Source organism: Paraeggerthella sp. LCP19S3_G8 (assembly GCF_052119225.1).
GTDB lineage: Bacteria > Actinomycetota > Coriobacteriia > Coriobacteriales > Eggerthellaceae > Paraeggerthella > Paraeggerthella hominis.
On record NZ_JBQKFQ010000003.1, the window covers coordinates 34,482 to 51,646 of the forward strand.

Sequence of the window (17,165 nt, forward strand, 5' to 3'; positions counted from 1 at the left end):
TCGAAAATTAAGCCGTCACCACTTCCGCAGCAGCAGCAAGAAGATCGCGCACCTCGTCCACGGTTTCGGCTTCGGCGTAAATGCGCACGAGCGGCTCGGTGCCGGAGGGGCGCATCATCACCCATGCATCGCCTTCCAGGTAAAACTTCACGCCGTCGCGACGATCGACGTCGACGACCTTTTTCCCGCACACGTTTTCGGGTGCGTAGCTCGGCACGATGTTCGCGCGGAAATTCGCCATCTGCTCGTCGGTGATGGTAAGACCCTGGCGCTCGAACTCCAGCTTGCCCACCTTCTGGAACATGTCGTCCACCAGCTGGCCCAGGCTCATGCCGCGCTGCGCCATAGTTTCGCACAGCAGCAACGCCATGAGCAGGCCGTCGCGCTCCATGACGTGGCCGGGAATGCCGATGCCGCCGGACTCCTCGCCGCCCAGCATGACGTCGCCCTTCTCCATCTCGGCGTAAATCCACTTGAAGCCCACGGGCGTGCTGGTCAGCTCCAGGCCCAAGCGCTTGCACTGGCGAGCCAGCATGGCCGACGCCGTGATGGTGGACACAACGCGGCCGGAAAGGCCCTTGTCCTCGGCCAGATGCGACGTAATCAGCGTGATGATGCGGTGCGGGTTCACAAAATTGCCGTGCTCGTCCACCGCGCCGATACGATCGGCATCGCCGTCGTTGATAAAGCCGGCATCGTAGCCCAGTTCGGGAACCTTCGCCAAGCAGCGGTCAACCCAGGGCGGAATGGGCTCGGGGTGCAGCCCGTCGAACGTGGGATCCTCGGCATTGTTGATCTCGCACACCTCAACGCCCAGATCGCGCAGCAGATTCGCGAGGTACAGGCGACCCGCTCCGTACAGCGGGTCCACCACCACGCGCAAGTTGGCGCTGCGGATAGCCTCGACGTCAACGCGCTCTTTCAGCGTAGCCAGGTACGGCGTCATGAGATCCACCGTCTCATACGTTCCGCGAGCTTCAAGAGGCTCGTCGACGAACGCCGCCTCCACGCGATCGGTGAAGTCCTTGCCCGCCGCGCCGCCGTCGGCCATACGCAACTTGACGCCCAGGTATTCAGCCGGGTTGTGACTGCTGGTGAGCATGATGCCGCCCACCGCGTCGGCGTCCTGCGCCACGGACCAGCACAGCGTGGGCGTGGGGCAGTAATCCTGCGTCAGCTTGACCGCAAAGCCCTGCGTCGCAGCAACCTCGGCCGCCAACTGCGCGTAGGCATGCGCATCCTGACGGCAATCATGACCGACGATCAACGTGCCCGGCGCGTCAGCCGGTCGGCCGGCCGCCACCGCGTCTTCCTTGAACATACGAGCGGCCGCGTCCACGACGCGCACCAGGTTATCGCTCGTGAAGTCTTCGCCGATGATAGCGCGCCATCCATCGGTGCCGAAGTGAATGTCTGCCACGAAACTTCCTTTCCTTATGGGTGCCGAAGCGCAAAGCGCCCGGCCACGTGCAAGGCATACTGCTGTTCATTATAGACAAATCGGCATCGATCGGACCAAGCCAACGCAAAAGAGGCGGATGAGAAGGCGCTGCTGCTTCGAGGAACTGCTTCGCGGCGGCGGGATTTGGCCGGCCAGCCGCCCCGGCCCAAACGCAAGCGCAGACCGCGGGGGAGGCGGTCTGCGCTTGGACGAGTGAAACGAGGAAACCGGAGAAGTTGGTCGTTTCATCACGTAGTACTTTAACGGCAATATTATCCTTTGTCAAGGATAATATTGCCGAACAAGGACCGTTCTTCATCAAGCAAGGGCACGTTTTGCAGGCAAACAAGGGCCCGCACAGCGCCAGCGATGGCCGCCGCCAGCACGGCAGCGGCACAACAAGGGCATGTTGCTTTGGCGGGTTCGAGGAAAAACACGCCCGCAAGCTGGTATTATGAACATGCGAGAAAGCAACGCCTCGCACGAAAGACGAACTGAACGGATGCGCACGCGCTCATCCACGGGAGAGGAGACAGCCATGGCGAACAGGAACCTTGCCAAGAGCCACGAGGAAACTTGCGTGCTCGTCACGGGAGGCGCCGGGTTCATCGGTAGCCATACGTGCGTGGAGCTGCTGAATCAAGGATACCGCGTGGTCATCGTCGACGACCTGAGCAATTCGAACGCCGTCGCGGTCGACCGCGTTCGCAGCATCACCGGACTTGCCGCCGACGACGATCGCTTGGCATTCTACGAAGCAAACATCCTGGACCGCAGCGCCTTAGCCGCCATCTTCGAGGAAAACGAGATAGACGCCATCATCCACTTTGCCGGATTCAAGGCCGTAGGCGAAAGCGTGCAAAAGCCGCTCGAATACTACTGGAACAACTTCGCAGGCACGCTGGCCCTGTGCGAGGTCGCGCGCGACCATGGCGTGAAGAACATCGTATTCTCGTCGAGCGCCACCGTGTACGGCGAGCCGGAGTTCATTCCCATCACCGAAGATTGCCCGAAACACGACGCGACCAACCCCTACGGCTGGACGAAAAGCATGCTCGAGCAGGTGCTGACCGACCTGTACGTAGGCGACAACGAATGGAACGTCGTGCTGCTTCGCTACTTCAACCCCATCGGTGCGCACGAGAGCGGCCTGATCGGCGAAGACCCGAAGGGCATCCCGAACAACCTGCTGCCGTACGTTGCGCAAGTTGCCGTCGGCAAGCTGGAATGCGTCGGCGTGTTCGGCGACGACTACCCCACGCACGACGGCACGGGCGTGCGCGATTACATCCACGTAGTCGACCTGGCACGCGGGCACGTGGCAGCGCTCGATTGGATGGGCGGCAAAGTGGGCACCGGCAAGGCGAGCACCGCGGGAACGCTGGCCGGAACGCCGGCAGAGGACGGAACGCGCCGCGGCGTGGGCATCTTCAATCTGGGCACCGGCACCGGGTCGAGCGTGCTCGACGTCGTGCACGCATTCGAGCGTGCGTGCGGCAAGAAGCTGCCGTACGAAATCAAGCCGCGCCGTGCAGGCGACGTAGCGGTGAACTACGCAGCTTGCGACAAGGCGCGCGAAGAGCTGGGATGGGTCGCGCAGTACGATCTGGACCGCATGTGCGCCGACAGCTGGCGTTGGCAGTCCACGAATCCCGACGGTTACGCCACCGCATAGCGCACCGCAGCAAAGAAGGGGCCTCGGCCCCTTCTTTTTCTTTTGACATCGACGGAAGCAAGGCTTAACCCCTCCCGCCCTGCACCGCCCTCGCTCATCTACAGGGAGTCTTTGTCTCGCTTTTCTTCGTACATTGCGCTGTCGGCAGCATCGAAAAGCTCTTGGTAGGTTTTGCCGTCCTGCGGGAAAAACGCCGTGCCAACGCTCATTCCCAAGTCGAATCCCATCTCAAGGGAGACCGCCTTCGCTTGCGCGCGCAAAGTGGCCTGAATTTCCCGAGCATCGGAAAGCCCGTCGTCCGACAAAACGAACGCCGCGAACTCGTCCCCGCCCACTCGACCGACAACCCCGCGCCGATCGAAGACCTCGCGAAGTACCCGAGCGATAGTCGCAAGTGCGCGGTCGCCCGCCAAATGACCGTACGAATCATTCACCAGCTTGAAATCGTCCACATCGATCACGAACAGGATGCCGGGATCACCTGCGTTGAGCATAGCCTCTATGCGCTCCTGAACGACAAGTTTGTTTAGCACGCCGGTCAGCCCGTCAAGCCTCAGCCGATGTTCGAGTCGCTCTTCCTTTTTCCGCTGGTCGTCGACATCGACAATCTTCACGACCGCGCGATACGGCTGCGACCCCTCGTACAAATAGCGGAACGTGAAGCTGAACCAGCGATACTCGTCCGAAATCGACCGAACGCGGCACAGCACCACGCGCGTTTCGCTTGGATGCGGGTTTTCAAGCGCTTCAACTAGAGCGTCGTAGTCATCTTCGCACACGTCGATCAAAGACCGTCCGCGCTCAAGATAGGACTGAGCCGACAGCTCCTCCAACCGAAACACCTCGCGCGCGTTCGGCGTCAGCTCAAGAACGTCGGTCGCGTACGAATATTCAAGCAGTACGGTATCGGAGAACTCGGCGAGCACCGTATAGCGCTCCGCATCGCGACGCGCTCGACGACGAATGCCGCCCACCGCAAAAACCATGATCACGCACGCAGCAACGCCAACGCCAACCAGCGAGGCGCCCGTTGTTACCGTCCCCTCCAGGATATGCTCGGCATGCCGAGCAAGATCGCTCTCTTCGGTAAAGTTGACGATGTTCCAATCGTTGATCCCTAACGGCGCTATCGTCATAAACACGGTCGAGCCGCCATCGGAGCCGATCACGGTGGTTATCACTTCGTTGTCTTTTTGAATGCCCGAGCGCACCTGATCCACGGCCTGCAGCGAGCACCCGCGCTCTTCCAGCAGCTCGAACAGATTGACCCCGGCCAATCCTTCCGTATTTTGGCGCACGGGAATGATGGATCCGTCTTTTTTAACCAGCAGCGAGGATATCAACGTAACCTGGGTGTCCTCCTGGCTTGTTTGCAGCAACGTGGAAGCATCGACCACGCTTCTCAGCACGGCAACCACGCGGTCATCCTTCACCACAGGCTCTGCAACACTATAATAGTAGCCGTCGTAGCGCTCGGATTTGCGCACCTCGGAAACCACCGACTGGCCTGCTTTCAGTCGAGTGAGAATGTCGATCTGCTCGTCCTTCCAAAGAACGTTGACTTCCAAGCCTGCTTCCAATTCCTCTATGGAAGAGTAAACAACCCGAAACAGCCCCTTCTCGTTCCACGACTGCAAGTACGTCGCGTACATCTCACCCTGAGATTCAAGATCGATGGATTCGGCAAGCGCACGCATAGACGAAAGAACGCCGCGCGTTTCGTGGATGGAAGATTCAACCTCCACTTTCTGAGCAAGCGTATAGTCGCTCATGCTCTCGGTTGTCATCACGACGAATTCGGCATTCAGAAAGCGGGAAAACGAGTTGAAAATGCCGAATATGACCACTCCGACTATCGCTACAGACAAGCCGAGCGCAATAAGAGTACGCGAAAAATACGGCGAATCCCATCCGACGAGTCGCCGCATGACACCCTTATATTTCCACCGCATGTTCACGACACCAACATCTCACGACTGTCCAGAAGGGGCAAGGTTGTAGCGATTATACACCCCATCGGACAAAATGCCCCGCAAACCGCGCACAAGGCACGCTAGGCAGCCAAACCGCCTGCAGAGCCCGAAGCTCCGCCTCCACCAGGAGCGTTCGCATCGCCCGAGCCGGTGCCCGCAGAGCCCCCGGCGCCAACCGCGCCGGAAGAACCCGCGCCGCCCGTGCCTCCCCCCGATCCGGTGCCGGAGCCCGTCGCGCCCGTGCCTCCCGCAGCCGGCGCTTGATTGCTCGTCGAGCCTGAGGAGGACCCTCCGTAATATAGGGAGTTATCCACGTATCCCGAACTGCCGCCCGAATTGGACGTACTCGACGAAACGGAGGGGCCGCCAGCAGACGTAATTCCACTGGGGTCGCCGCCTTCGTCGACAACCTTCATCATCTCTTTAGTCTTTTCGGCGTCGTTGATAACGTAAGACACCTCGTTGATGTACTGGGTGTACGAAGGCAGCATGGCCGAGTAGATGGTCAGCTCGCCATCATCGCGGAACTGCTGCGCCAGCGAAATGATGTCGTTCACGGACAAGTCGGTGGTCACGCTTTGCGCAGCGCTTTGAATAACGCCCGGAAGCTCCGTAACGGGCAAAGCGAGCACCTTGTTGACGATCGCCATGATCAGCTTGCGCTGGTTGGCCGTACGCGTGAAGTCGCCGTCGACGTACGCACGGCTGCGCGCGAACACGAGCGCCTGGTTGCCGTCAAGATGCTGCTCGCCCTCTTCGATGATGACGCGCGGCCATTCCGGATGCGCGGACGTTCCGTCGGCGTCGGGGTCGTCAACCCGCTCGTCCACCACGATGTCCACGCCGCCCACGGCATCGACCAGGCCTTTCAGCTCTTCGAAGTTGACCTCGGCATAGTGGGAAATATCCACGTTCAAAAGCTTGCTGGCCTCTTTGATGGCACCAGCCGCGCCGCTGTAGTTGTACGCGGCATTGAACTTGTTCGTGCCGTATCCGTCGATTTCGATTTTCGTGTCACGAGGAATGGACACCATGGTCGCCTGGTTTTTGGCGGGATCGACGCGCACAACGATGTTGGTATCGGAACGCGCGCCGGCAGAGGGGTCGTCGTCAAGACGGTCGGAGCCGATGAGCATCATGTAGAACGGCTCGGTAAACGCCGGATTGGAGACCGGCTTCAGCGCATCGCTGATGGCGCTCAGCTCGGATTCGGACTTGGTGCCCTGGTTGAGCTGCCTGTTGACGCCGTCCATCCAGAAAGCAAACGCCGTTCCTCCGCCCACAACAGCCACCAGCAACGCCGCGAGCACGCCAACCGCAATCTTCTTGCCACGATTCGACTTGCGAGAAGATGCGGTCGAATAAGACGCGTTGTTGCGGGAGTACTGGCTTACCGCAGTTTGTCGGCCGTAGGCACCGTTCGCGCCCGATCCTTGGCTGCCCGGCGTGTAAGCCGATCGATAGCCGGCGTACGAAGAGGGCTCGCCCGCACCGCCCTGGGAAAACGAGCCCGCTTGAGCCCGAGAAGCAATCCGCCCCGATTGCGCAGCCTTCGCCGAACGAACGGCGCGCGCCGATTGGGGAGCGCGAGACGAACGGGCCGCGGGACGGCTGGTGCGAGAGTTTTTTGGCGCCATATATTCTCCTCAACGACCCTTCGCGCGAACGGAGCGCGGTACAGAACGAGCCATGCACCGTCTCCCCGTCGGCGAAAGGCATCGGCTGCCAGGGCCTCAGTCTTCAAAACCTACCCGAACCCCCCGATGCCCAAACGATTCGCAAACCGTCCATATACCGGCATCCGCAGATTCGACGCGTATGGCATATATTGTAGCATCGATCGATTACAACCATAAAATAGGCATGCGCTGGGTACAAAGCGCACATTTTCCGAATTAGTGCAGAAACGTATTCTGGCGGTTACGCCGTTTCCCTTGGCTGGCAGTAGCCTGTTCTTCATGCATTCAGGCTTGGGACATAATAACCCTTCTCATCAGGAGTTTGACGAAGGAAGGCTCTCGTATGTTCTGGCCGAAAACGTCAAGCGTCTGCGCCTTGAAGCCAAGATAAACAAGCACACGTTCTCCCTCATGCTGGGCATAGGACGCCCGTTTCTCAACAAGATAGAAAGCGGGCTTGCCGATCCTCGGCTCTCCGTCATTGTGAAGATAGCCGACGCGCTCGAAACAACCCCCGAAGAACTGCTCACCACGCAAAAGCCAGCCGACAGGAAAAAGCGTTCGCCCATCGGTCTGCGCAGCGACGCGGACCACGCGCGCCTTCGCTAAGCGCCAAGCAAGGCGCCCGGGGGAGGAATCCGGGCGCCCGCTTGCTACTCTTGCCGCAAAGCTTCGATAGGCCGCAGCTTCGAAGCCCGGTACGCGGGGAAAATACCGAAAACCAGGCCGATAAACGTGCTTGCGCCGAACGCGATGCCCACAATGGACGGGGAAACCACGCAGGCCATGCCGACAAACTCGGCCAGCTTGCAGAAGCCCACGCCGAACGCGATGCCGAGCGTACCGCCCAACAAGCTTATGAGCAGGGCTTCCACCAAGAATTGGAACATGATGTCGCCGCAGCGAGCGCCAAGAGCCTTCTTGATGCCCACCTCGCGGATGCGCTCCGCAACCGAAACCAGCATGACGTTCATAACGCCGATGCCCGCAACCAGCAGCGATATGCTGGCAACCCCGGCAAGAAGGACCGTCATGGTCTTGTTGATGGAGCCGCCCGCGTTCAGCATTTCGTCTTGAGTGTTCACGACGAAATTGAACGGCGAGATGTTCTTGTCGACCCTCAGATAGCTCGACACCGCCTGTTTTACCTGCTGAACGCTGTTTTCGTCCGTTGCGCGAACATACACCGAATCGATCTTGCCGTCGGCGCCCAAAGCGTACGCGGCGGGAATCGGGACAATCACCACGCTTCCCGTGCTGAGGCCCATGGACGCGCCCTGCTCTTTGAGAACGCCCACCACGGTGAACTCGTTGCCGCCGATCTTGACCGTACGGCCCACCACGTCGGTGGTGCCGAACAGATCGCGAGCAACCGAACCGCCCAGCACGGTAACGTTCGACTTGTTGGCGCGATCCACCGAGGAAAGATTGCGGCCCGCGGCCAGTTCCAGGTTCCGGGCAGCCAGATACTGCTCGTCAGACCCCTCCACCGTCGCGCGGCTCGAATGCTTCGCGCCAACGCTCACCGAAGCGTTCACGTTTTTTGCAGGAGCCACCTTCGCAACGTTCGAAAGCTCGGATATGGACGACAGGTCGTTGTAATCAAGGGACGCCTCGAACAAAAGCGCCGAGATGACATCGCCTCCGAGCGCCTTCATCCGCTCGGAAACCTGGCGGTTCGAGCCGTCGCTCATGCCCACGAGAACGATCACCGAGGAAATGCCGATGATCAGCCCAAGCATGGTGAGCGCCGTGCGAAGCCTGTTGCGCGCAACGTTGCCCAACGCCTCTTTCGCTATCTGCACCCATTTCATACGGCTTTCACCTCCTCGTACAGCACGCCGTCGGCTATGGTCACAGTGCGGTTCGCCTCCAGGGCAAGCTCGGGGTTGTGCGTGATCAGCACCACGGTTTGCCCTTGAGCATTCAGTTCCTTGAGCATGTCCATGATCTCGACGCTCGTGCGCGAATCAAGCGCGCCAGTAGGCTCGTCCGCCAACAAGATTTCGGGCGTGCCCGCAAGAGCGCGCGCAATGGCGACGCGCTGCTGCTGGCCGCCGGACAGCTGGGTTGGCCGATGTTTCTCGCGCCCGGCAAGCCCAACCTTCTCCAGCATGCAATTCGCCAAACGGTCGGCCTCCGCCACGCGCATGCCCCGGTACAGCAACGGCAGACGCACGTTCTCTCGCGCATTCATGTTCCCCAGCAGGTTGAAGTGCTGGAATACGAAGCCGATCTTTCGGTTCCTCACGCCGGCAAGCCGATCGTCCGACATACGGGAAACGTCTTCGCCGTCAAGCAAGTACGTGCCCGAATCAGGCGAATCCAGAAGCCCGATCATATTCATGAGCGTGGACTTGCCCGAACCCGACGGCCCCACGATGGCAACGAACTCCCCGCGCTTCACCTGGAAACTCACGTTGTCGAGCGCGCGCACCTCGTCGTCTCCCATGCGGTAGGTTTTTGTAAGATGGGTCATGGAAATCATGAGAGCGCCTAACCCGCAGCCGGAAGCATCATTGCGCCGGCGCCTTCTTCACCGGGCATTTCACCGCCGCCCGCTCCCGCTTCGTTCAGGACGACCGCGTCCCCTTCGTTAAGGCCGCTCTTGATCTCGACAATTTTGCCGTCCGACAAGCCGGTCTCAACCTCGACAGGCTCCATCATGCCGCCCTCGCGCTGCACGAGCACCGTGGTCTTTCCGCCGCCCGCATCCACGATAGCGCTCACCGGCGCCGTCAGGACATCGGCAGCTTCGCCCACGTTGATGCGCACGTTCGCCGTCATGCCAATCAGAATGCTGCCGTCGTTGGGGATCTCGATGGTCACTTTGTACTTCGATCCGGTGGAGTTGTACGTGCCCACCTGGTTGATGTTCACTACCTTGCCCTCGAACGTCTTACCTTCGTTGGAGCCGAGCACAACCTGGGCAGCCTGCCCCTCGGAAAGGGTGGAAAGATCGCTTTCGTGGACGTCGAACTCAACATGCATGGCGTTGACGCGCGCCACTTCGATGTAATGCTCCTCGGTTACTTCTTCCTTGGCCTTCGGAAGGCTCTTGGACAGAACAACCAAGTCGTACGGAGCCACCAACGGATCCCCGTACGTGAAGTTCGCCAGCACGGTGCCCGCCGGAATCACCTTGTTCAGCGGCACCTCGGAGTCTTTGAAGTAGCGCCATTTGGGCATTTTCAGCTTCTCGACCTGAGCGGCCTTCACTTCGCCCGTGCCCTTCACCTGCTTCACCACCGTGCCCTTGGCAACCGTGCCGGTGGGCATCATTTCGCCTTCGGGGACGGCAGCGGAATTGGTCTGCTGGTACAGCAGATACCCAAGGCCGCCCAGCGCGGCGCACAGCACCACCACCACGACCACTTTGACGACGTTCCTTACCATGCTATCTCCTATCGTTGTTCATCATGCAGGCCCACGCCCGCCAAGCCCGTGGTTACGCCTCGTCGGTCGTGAAAGCGTTTTGATCGCCGCCTCCAAGCGAGGCGGAACCAACGGGGACCGCCGTCATCGACGTGTCCTTGTTCATGGTTTTCGCCAGCAGCAGGCCGCCGGTTACCAGAATCGCCACCGAAAGCATGACGACAAGAATCTTGTATGCGTTGCTAGTCTTGGAATCGTTCATGGGAATGCCTTTCTTTCGCATCCGTCAACTTCACGCTGCGCATACTATCGAAAGGCCCCTTAAAAAACCCTTAAAAAGCGTGCTCTCATCTGTGGAGATATCTCCACCTCCCGCTTCAGGATCGTTTAAGGATGCGATGATAGAATGGGCGCAACTGAAGGTGGGTGAACCATGAAGATTCTTATCGTCGAAGACGATCGCAACCTATCGAACGCCATCAAGCGATGCCTTTCCTCGACCTACGACGTGGATCAGGCATTCGACGGGGCGGAAGGCTACTTCTTTGCTAAAGAAGGCATTTACGACCTGGTCGTGCTTGACCTCATGCTCCCCGAAATGGACGGCTACTCAGTTTTGGAAAAGCTGCGCAAGAACGAGGTGTTCACGCCGGTGCTCATCCTTACTGCCAAGGGGACCATTGCCGACAAGGCGCGCGGATTCAGGACGGGAGCTGACGACTACCTGGTGAAACCGTTCGACAAAGACGAGCTGCTGCTGCGCATCGAGGCCATTCTTCGACGAACCATGGGACTGTACGGATCGGCTGACCTCAGTTTCAAGCAGCTGATCATTTCGCCGACGAACCGAACCGCATCAATCGAAGGCTGCCCTATCGAGTTGAAGGGCAAGCAGTTCGACGCCCTTGAGTACCTGGTCAGTCGCCAGGGGCAGCTCATATCGAAGTCGCAGCTGTTCGACAAGGTATGGGGCTTTCTTTCCGACACATCGTCAAACGTTGTGGAAGTATACGTGAGCGCCATCCGCAAGCAGCTCAAGCCTTTCGGATACGATGCGTACCTGAAAACCATTCGAGGCGTAGGCTACTTGTTAACGGACGAGGACGACCATGCGTGAGAGCGCGCGCATGAAGCGGGTGTCCATTCGCTACGCAGCCCTGTTCTTTGTTGTGTTCGGGTTGATATTCGCCGCGCTAGGCGCATTCGTGTACCAAACGGTCAACGCCAACATCTTCAGAGCCGTCGACCAGCAAATACTCATGGTCGGCGTTGGAGAAGACCAATCTTTGGCAACGGGCACCGAAGTGAAAACCGACGCGAACGACGAAAGCCCGGCGCAAGAAGAGGCCGAGGTTCCGCCGGCGCAAGGCGAAGTTGCCAGCGAGACGCCCCAAAGCCAGATAGTCGAAGAAAGCCTGGAAGAGAATCCTCAGACCGTCCTACTTGCGCGCGCAAGCGACGGAACCGTGATGGATACGTTCGGCATCTACTCCACGTATCCCAATTTCTTCGAGACCCTGCCGTTCGATCCCAGCGTTTTGGACACGGCGTACCTCATGGAGAAAAACGGGCATCATTATCGCGCGGCGAACTATCGCGTGGAGCCCGCCGCGGACGGGATTGCGTACCTGCAAACCATCGTAAACGTGGATTCGGAGATAGCCATCCTGGAGCAATTCAGGTTTACCTTGATCGTCGGCTTATCGATAGCGCTTCTGGTTTGCGCGGGCGCCAGCTACGCGCTGTCGCGCAAAACGCTGCGGCCCATAGCCGATGCATGGGAAAAGCAAACGGAGTTCGTTCAGAACGCCTCGCACGAGCTGCGCACGCCCCTCACCGTCATACGTACGACGCAGGAGCTTTTGCTGGAAGAGCCTCACGCTAGGATCATCGACAAGTTCGAAGACATCAGCATCACCATCGAAGAGGCGGGAAGGCTGTCCCGGCTGACCAAAGACCTCTTGGCGCTGACCACCGCAGACGCGGAGGACAATGCAGCCGACATGACCGAGCTTGACCTTGGCGCTCTGGCAAGCGGCGTCGCGGCGGCCTATGAGGATCTGGCGCTGGCCGAGGGAAAAACGCTAACCGTGCGCACATCGGACAACGTCTTGGTGCAAGGCGATCGAGACAAGCTGCAGCAGCTTCTGGCCATCCTGTTGGACAACGCGCTCAAATACACCGAGGGAGGCGATGCGATTCGAGTATCAGTCGAAGAACGCGGAGCGTCGGCTCTGCTGCTGGTTTCGGACAACGGCGTGGGAGTGAGCAGCGAGGATCTAAGTCGGGTATTCGATCGATTCTATCGCGCCGACAAGGCGCGCTCTCGAGAAACGGGCGGGAACGGACTGGGGCTTTCCATTGCGAAAAGCATCATGGACGCGCATGGGGGCGCCATCAAGATGACGCGCAATCCCTCTGGAGGGGTCACGGTAACGGCATCGTTCAAGAAGGCTACGGCCAGATAGCGGGAACTTGCTTGCAGGCGTGGGCGCGGTGGTGCGCGTAGGCGCGGCGGTGCGCGTAGGCGCGGGCGCGGCGGTGCGGCTCGCGCTCGCCCTGAAACAAAACAGGCCACCGGTTGAAAACCGATGACCTGCAGCATCCAATGGTGCCCCCGGCGCGATTCGAACGCGCGGCACCCGCTTTAGGAGAGCGGTGCTCTGTCCCCTGAGCTACGGAGGCGCGGTGGCTATTGTAACATTAAACGAAGTTGAGCAAGTCTCGCGCATCCTCGATCACGATATCCGCGCCCGCTTCTTGAAGATGCGCCGCATCATGATACCCCCATGCAACGCCCATGGCGAACGTGCCGGCATTGCGCGACACCTTGATGTCACCCGGGGAATCCCCCACGTAGATAGTGCGGTCGGGCGTCGAGCCCAGTTCGGAAATGGTTCGGAGCAGGCCCGTGGGATCGGGCTTGCGAGGGATCTGGTCGCACTCTCCGTACATCACCTTGAACAGATCGGGCATGTGCTGATCGATCACGTCATGGACGCCTTGATCGAACTTGTTCGACAAAACGCCCAGACGAACACCGCGATGCTTGAGCTCGGCCAGGGTTTCGATCATGTGCGGATACGGGCTGGTAAGCTTGTTGCCAATCTGAGGGTACAAATCCTTCCAACGCTGCATGACGGCCTCGGCTTGCTCGGGCGACGTGCTGGCGGGAACAGCTTGGTACATAAGCGCACGTGCCCCATTACCAACAAAGCTATGGATCTCGTCGGTCGTACGCGGGGGAAAGCCGAATTCCCCGAGTGCGGCGTTCGTTAAAACCACCAAATCAGGGAGCGTGTCGAGCAGGGTGCCGTCCAAGTCGAACACCAGCGTGTCGAAGCGAGCCATGGCAACCTCCTATCATAAGAAAAAATCCAAGCCGAGGCTTGGATCGTAAGTCTATGGAGCGGGTGACGGGACTCGAACCCGCGAATGAAAGCTTGGGAAGCTTTTGCCTTACCACTTGGCCACACCCGCAATGTAGGGAATTATAACCTTATATTCCCCATTCGTCTGAAAATATCAGAGAATATTCCATCGATAGGCCACATGACGCCTGTCGCAAGGCGCGCGCCTGGCTTCAACCCAGGTCGCGCGGGTTCTACAAGACGGCTGCGCGCGGCGTGCAGGGCGGACGTCGACAGTCTGCGCCGTCGCGCAGCGCCGACTTGCCACGCCTTCCTGCCAAAACGAGCGAGTTTTGCGGCGATTTTCCGCCCCTGAGGGAACAGCTTCTGGGATGCGTTTTACATCGCCCCAGGTCACGCAGCAGCCAGTAGCCTTTATCCTGGTTTGAGGACCAGCAAAACTCGTTCGTTTTGACAGGATGAGCGGAACCGATGCATATCGGAGGCTCAGAAAGCTCGCCCGGCGCTCGCAAGGCGCACGCCCGGCGCGCACTCGGCGCACGGCAAGGCGCGCACGCCCGACTCCTCCTCAAAACCCCCGGTTGCCGCTCACTTCATCCTAACTCGAGGACCGCCCTTGAAAACACAGGCGCGAATCGGGGCCTATGGCAAAAAATCGGGCGCCGAAAGCAGGACGCGAAACAGCGCGTTGGCGAAATGCCTGGTCGCGCGTTCGAAGGCAGCCATTATGTGGCTTCGCATACGGCGCAAATTGCCATAGGCACCGATTCGCGCCCAAAGCATTGGAACCGCGACCCTCGTGCATGGATGTTCGCACACGATAAGCTACTTGCAATATTCTTTTGTTAGCCTAGTATAACTTACAAAAGACGCACCCGCCCGTCCCTAAAATTATTCCCTAGGCAAAGCAACCCGCAACACTGCAACACCCCCCTCCAAGAATCAAAAAGCGCCCTGGAGAAAGAAAGCCGCCTATGAAACTAAGTCACCTCATACTGAAAGTCGAGCAGCTGGATCAAGCTGTTCGAGAATACCGAAAAGAAGGGTTCGCGGTCGAGTACGGAAGAACGAAAAGCCCGATCAATGCCCTCATCTACTTTTCCACAGGACCTTATATCGAGCTGCTGGATGGCTCAAGGATGCCCGACGCCGCAAAAGTCCTCATGCGGCTTCTGGGCAAAGGCGCCCTTGTCGATCGGTTCGAACGCCTTGACTCTTGCGCCCCGGGGTATCGCGAACTCGCCTTGGAAAGCTACGGGAGCAACCTTGCCGAAGAAAGGGCGGTTCTGCGGAAACACGGAATCAGAAGCTGCGAAGCTCCCGCCCATCGAGTGAACGCACATGGCAGAGACCTGCGATTCCGAATCGCATCTCCAACAGCCCTCGACGTCCCTTTCCTCATGACTTACTTCTCTACCGATCCAAAGCCCAAGAACTTCGTCCACCCAAACGGTATCGAGCAAATCAACCGGGTCGTCTACGGCACAAACCCCGTTCGATTCCCGTTGATACGGGAATTGTGCGACGACGAGCGCCTTGAGCTTGCATCAGGCGGCAACATCGAGGTCAGCTTCAAGAAACGCGCCTGAACCAGCAAGCAGGAGTCGGTCCCACAGCTATTCGGCACGCGACGCCCCGCCCCTCCGACGGTCGGCGGCGCAATGCCCGCCCTTCCGCGCGGATCGTCGCGCCATCCTGTCAAAACGAACGAGTTTTGCGGCGATTTCCCGTCTTTGGGAGAACCATTCCTCGAACGCGTTTTACATCGCCCCAGGTCACGCAGCCGCCAGTAGCTTTTATCCTGGTTCGAGGACCAGCAAAACTCGTTCGTTTTGACAGGATCGTCTCATCCTTGCCATGCGCCTCAACCCGAAAGCCAAGCGCACGCGCCATCACGAAACTTCTTCGCCATCCGCTTGGCCGAGCACCGCGTCAAGCAACTCGAAAAACCGATGAGCTTCGTCGGCGGTATCAAAACGCAGCGCTTCGGCGTACAGAACGTGCGCAACCGCCGTCAACGCCGCCGGAGTGTACTCCTCATGGGCAACCGACCCCATAAGCACGCGCGCCCGGCCCCTCCACGGCTCCACCCCTAAACTTCCAATGGAAGGGCATTCCGTCTTCTGGGCCAAAAGCGTCAGCAGATCCTGAGCAGATCCAACCGCCCGAGAGCGCGCATGCAACTCCGCGCCAGCCGCATGCGAAAGCTCTTCCAAATCGCAAACGACACCCTTCTCCACCTGCTCATCGCACGGCAAAGCCTTCGGCTTGCTCGCACTGCACGACCTTCGTCTAAAGATATCGAACATGCGCATCGAAGCTCCTTTGCCGCCCCTTCGCAACCTTCACCCGTCGGAGGAAGGCTCGTGCGCCGCGAAATCCAAGTTCCAGCGCGTGTGAAATGATACCGCCCGAAACGCCCAGCTGAACCATGCATGGACAAACGATCAATATGCCCAACCATGTGCCCATCAAGGCTTCAGGGCGCGCGGTGAACGAGGCGTGCGAACGGGTGCTTCGCACGAACTCGCGCAATTCGAAACGCGGCGCATAATCGAGCGGAATACCCAGCTTGAGGCACGTCAAAAGTCAAGCAACTAGTTTGCATACTAATTTATCAGTTCAATTAATGATTCGATTCGGTATGTAAACCTTTGGAGCCCTGCGAAACGGTTTCGATAGAAAAATAGTAACATTTTTATCATATCCGTTACGACGCCTTGGAGAGGGTGTATCGATCCATGACGCTGTGCCTACGACTGAACAACTGGGTCATTGCCACTACCGCCGCGCACAAAGCGCTCGCCAAGACCATTGGACTTGCAGGCGGCATATCAGTAAACCAGTACCGAATCCTTGCGCGGCTGCAGGCATTCGAGCGATTCGACCAAATGCGAAGCCTTGCCAAAACGCTCAGCCTGCATCCATCGACCGTTACCATGACCATCAAAGAGCTTGAAGCGATGAACCTGGTCAAAACCCAGTGGGACAAAGACGACCGACGCAACACCGTTGTCCTGTGCACCGAACGCTCCGTCCAGCTCATCAAAGACATCGACCGAGAAATTGTGGACCAGGTCAGACAGATTTGGGAGCTTTACACCACCGACGAACTTCTGCTGACATACTACGATTCCTTGAAAACAGCCGCGAACAACCGCGTGATCAGCAAATACGGGCTAACCCTTGACAACGTGGAACGCTCGTACGCCGAATGCGTGTTCGTCAATCACGCAACAGAATGCTGCGCCCTGAAAAAGAACGGGGTGTCCCTGAACAGCTTCAAGATCCTCGCCTGCCTTACCGACGCGCCCATCGGGCTGTCCCCTATCGTGATTGCAGGCAAGGTGTTCCTACGACCGCCCGAGGTTTCGGAAGCGTTGAAGAAACTCGAGAAGCAGGGATACGTTGAGCGGCAGCGGTCAGCCTCGGACCAGCGCTACACGTACGCGCGCATCACCGAGCAGGCGCTTTACGACCTTGACACCTTCATCGTCCCCGATTTGCTTGGAGCTCTCATCGCCATCATTCCCGAAGAGAGTCGAAGCAAGGCCCACCAATACTTCGACATAGCCGAAAAGATCGTCGCAGCCATGCACAAAACGAAGGAGCCGCCGTTCTAGACCTGCGGCTCCCGTAGCACGTCAATAA

The 17,165-nt window shown here is 59.0% G+C and carries 16 protein-coding genes and 2 tRNA genes; 7 read left to right on the forward strand and 11 right to left on the reverse strand.

Going from position 1 to position 17,165, the window contains the following annotated elements:
* Positions 1-7: 7 nt before the first annotated feature.
* Entirely contained in the window at positions 8-1,420 is a 1,413-nt protein-coding gene (locus tag ACTQZK_RS03805; RefSeq protein WP_216529192.1) for a phosphoglucosamine mutase, read from the reverse strand.
* Between the two features lie 257 nt (positions 1,421-1,677).
* On the opposite strand from ACTQZK_RS03805, the gene ACTQZK_RS03810 reads away from it, so the two are divergent.
* Together ACTQZK_RS03810 and galE are read left to right on the forward strand one after the other, a co-directional pair.
* Positions 1,678-1,899 carry a hypothetical protein gene (locus ACTQZK_RS03810; protein ID WP_147269856.1) on the forward strand — a complete coding sequence of 74 codons (222 nt, stop codon included), beginning with the start codon at positions 1,678-1,680 and terminating at the stop codon, positions 1,897-1,899.
* Between the two features lie 80 nt (positions 1,900-1,979).
* Positions 1,980-3,116, forward strand: coding sequence for a UDP-glucose 4-epimerase GalE (gene galE / locus ACTQZK_RS03815; protein ID WP_441898539.1), 1,137 nt, complete (start codon positions 1,980-1,982; stop codon positions 3,114-3,116).
* Between the two features lie 98 nt (positions 3,117-3,214).
* On the opposite strand, the gene ACTQZK_RS03820 is transcribed toward galE, so the two are convergent.
* Positions 3,215-4,984 (reverse strand): GGDEF domain-containing protein, encoded by a 1,770-nt coding sequence (locus tag ACTQZK_RS03820; RefSeq protein ID WP_441898541.1) that lies wholly within the window; start codon positions 4,982-4,984, stop codon positions 3,215-3,217.
* A gap of 185 nt (positions 4,985-5,169) precedes the next feature.
* The gene (locus tag ACTQZK_RS03825; protein WP_114566635.1) at positions 5,170-6,726 is read right to left on the reverse strand and encodes an LCP family protein; all 1,557 of its coding nucleotides are present in this window, start codon (positions 6,724-6,726) and stop codon (positions 5,170-5,172) included.
* Positions 6,727-7,059: 333 nt separating this feature from the next.
* Here ACTQZK_RS03825 and ACTQZK_RS03830 point away from each other — a divergent pair, with 333 nt between their 5' ends.
* Complete coding sequence (locus tag ACTQZK_RS03830) at positions 7,060-7,377, forward strand: helix-turn-helix domain-containing protein (protein ID WP_181792541.1); 318 nt, start codon at positions 7,060-7,062, stop codon at positions 7,375-7,377.
* Positions 7,378-7,421: 44 nt separating this feature from the next.
* Here ACTQZK_RS03830 and ACTQZK_RS03835 read toward each other — a convergent pair whose 3' ends face one another.
* The 4 genes from ACTQZK_RS03835 to ACTQZK_RS03850 are packed head-to-tail and all read right to left on the reverse strand — an operon-like array spanning position 7,422 to position 10,405.
* Positions 7,422-8,582: an ABC transporter permease gene (locus ACTQZK_RS03835; RefSeq protein WP_418831798.1), complete on the reverse strand. Its 1,161-nt coding sequence runs from the start codon at positions 8,580-8,582 to the stop codon at positions 7,422-7,424.
* Positions 8,579-9,256: an ABC transporter ATP-binding protein gene (locus tag ACTQZK_RS03840; protein ID WP_114566638.1), complete on the reverse strand. Its 678-nt coding sequence runs from the start codon at positions 9,254-9,256 to the stop codon at positions 8,579-8,581. The genes ACTQZK_RS03835 and ACTQZK_RS03840 overlap by 4 nt, the downstream gene beginning before the upstream one ends.
* Positions 9,257-9,264: 8 nt before the next feature.
* Positions 9,265-10,164: an efflux RND transporter periplasmic adaptor subunit gene (locus ACTQZK_RS03845; RefSeq protein ID WP_114566639.1), complete on the reverse strand. Its 900-nt coding sequence runs from the start codon at positions 10,162-10,164 to the stop codon at positions 9,265-9,267.
* A gap of 52 nt (positions 10,165-10,216) precedes the next feature.
* Positions 10,217-10,405: a hypothetical protein gene (locus ACTQZK_RS03850; protein ID WP_147269858.1), complete on the reverse strand. Its 189-nt coding sequence runs from the start codon at positions 10,403-10,405 to the stop codon at positions 10,217-10,219.
* A gap of 171 nt (positions 10,406-10,576) precedes the next feature.
* Here ACTQZK_RS03850 and ACTQZK_RS03855 point away from each other — a divergent pair, with 171 nt between their 5' ends.
* On the forward strand, positions 10,577-11,260 hold the full coding sequence (locus ACTQZK_RS03855; protein ID WP_216529185.1) for a response regulator transcription factor: 684 nt from the start codon (positions 10,577-10,579) through the stop codon (positions 11,258-11,260).
* Positions 11,253-12,611 (forward strand): sensor histidine kinase, encoded by a 1,359-nt coding sequence (locus tag ACTQZK_RS03860; protein WP_371298289.1) that lies wholly within the window; start codon positions 11,253-11,255, stop codon positions 12,609-12,611. Before ACTQZK_RS03855 ends, ACTQZK_RS03860 begins: the two co-directional genes overlap by 8 nt.
* 141 nt (positions 12,612-12,752) lie before the next feature.
* Here the strand turns inward: ACTQZK_RS03860 and ACTQZK_RS03865 are convergent.
* The 3 genes from ACTQZK_RS03865 to ACTQZK_RS03875 all read right to left on the reverse strand — a co-directional run bounded on the left by ACTQZK_RS03865 (position 12,753) and on the right by ACTQZK_RS03875 (position 13,623).
* A tRNA-Arg gene (locus ACTQZK_RS03865) sits at positions 12,753-12,828 on the reverse strand.
* An 18-nt stretch (positions 12,829-12,846) separates the two neighbouring features.
* Positions 12,847-13,494, reverse strand: coding sequence for an HAD family hydrolase (locus ACTQZK_RS03870; protein ID WP_216529183.1), 648 nt, complete (start codon positions 13,492-13,494; stop codon positions 12,847-12,849).
* Positions 13,495-13,548: 54 nt separating this feature from the next.
* Positions 13,549-13,623, reverse strand: a tRNA-Gly gene (locus tag ACTQZK_RS03875).
* An 865-nt stretch (positions 13,624-14,488) separates the two neighbouring features.
* Here ACTQZK_RS03875 and ACTQZK_RS03880 point away from each other — a divergent pair.
* Positions 14,489-15,103 (forward strand): VOC family protein, encoded by a 615-nt coding sequence (locus ACTQZK_RS03880; protein WP_216529182.1) that lies wholly within the window; start codon positions 14,489-14,491, stop codon positions 15,101-15,103.
* Positions 15,104-15,406: 303 nt separating this feature from the next.
* On the opposite strand, the gene ACTQZK_RS03885 is transcribed toward ACTQZK_RS03880, so the two are convergent.
* Positions 15,407-15,829 (reverse strand): hypothetical protein, encoded by a 423-nt coding sequence (locus ACTQZK_RS03885; protein ID WP_441898546.1) that lies wholly within the window; start codon positions 15,827-15,829, stop codon positions 15,407-15,409.
* A 426-nt stretch (positions 15,830-16,255) separates the two neighbouring features.
* Here ACTQZK_RS03885 and ACTQZK_RS03890 point away from each other — a divergent pair, with 426 nt between their 5' ends.
* Entirely contained in the window at positions 16,256-17,137 is an 882-nt protein-coding gene (locus tag ACTQZK_RS03890; RefSeq protein ID WP_441898548.1) for a MarR family winged helix-turn-helix transcriptional regulator, read from the forward strand.
* Positions 17,138-17,165: the final 28 nt, after the last annotated feature.

What these genes read in the sequence shown, in the direction of transcription:
- galE (WP_441898539.1), top strand. Translation starts at nt 1,980, where the DNA reads ATGGCGAACAGGAACCTTGCCAAGAGCCACGAGGAAACTTGCGTGCTC.
- ACTQZK_RS03825 (WP_114566635.1), bottom strand. Translation starts at nt 6,726, where the DNA reads ATGGCGCCAAAAAACTCTCGCACCAGCCGTCCCGCGGCCCGTTCGTCT.
- ACTQZK_RS03835 (WP_418831798.1), bottom strand. Translation starts at nt 8,582, where the DNA reads ATGAAATGGGTGCAGATAGCGAAAGAGGCGTTGGGCAACGTTGCGCGC.
- ACTQZK_RS03840 (WP_114566638.1), bottom strand. Translation starts at nt 9,256, where the DNA reads ATGATTTCCATGACCCATCTTACAAAAACCTACCGCATGGGAGACGAC.
- ACTQZK_RS03845 (WP_114566639.1), bottom strand. Translation starts at nt 10,164, where the DNA reads ATGGTAAGGAACGTCGTCAAAGTGGTCGTGGTGGTGGTGCTGTGCGCC.
- ACTQZK_RS03850 (WP_147269858.1), bottom strand. Translation starts at nt 10,405, where the DNA reads ATGAACGATTCCAAGACTAGCAACGCATACAAGATTCTTGTCGTCATG.
- ACTQZK_RS03855 (WP_216529185.1), top strand. Translation starts at nt 10,577, where the DNA reads ATGAAGATTCTTATCGTCGAAGACGATCGCAACCTATCGAACGCCATC.
- ACTQZK_RS03860 (WP_371298289.1), top strand. Translation starts at nt 11,253, where the DNA reads ATGCGTGAGAGCGCGCGCATGAAGCGGGTGTCCATTCGCTACGCAGCC.
- ACTQZK_RS03870 (WP_216529183.1), bottom strand. Translation starts at nt 13,494, where the DNA reads ATGGCTCGCTTCGACACGCTGGTGTTCGACTTGGACGGCACCCTGCTC.
- ACTQZK_RS03880 (WP_216529182.1), top strand. Translation starts at nt 14,489, where the DNA reads ATGAAACTAAGTCACCTCATACTGAAAGTCGAGCAGCTGGATCAAGCT.
- ACTQZK_RS03885 (WP_441898546.1), bottom strand. Translation starts at nt 15,829, where the DNA reads ATGCGCATGTTCGATATCTTTAGACGAAGGTCGTGCAGTGCGAGCAAG.
- ACTQZK_RS03890 (WP_441898548.1), top strand. Translation starts at nt 16,256, where the DNA reads ATGACGCTGTGCCTACGACTGAACAACTGGGTCATTGCCACTACCGCC.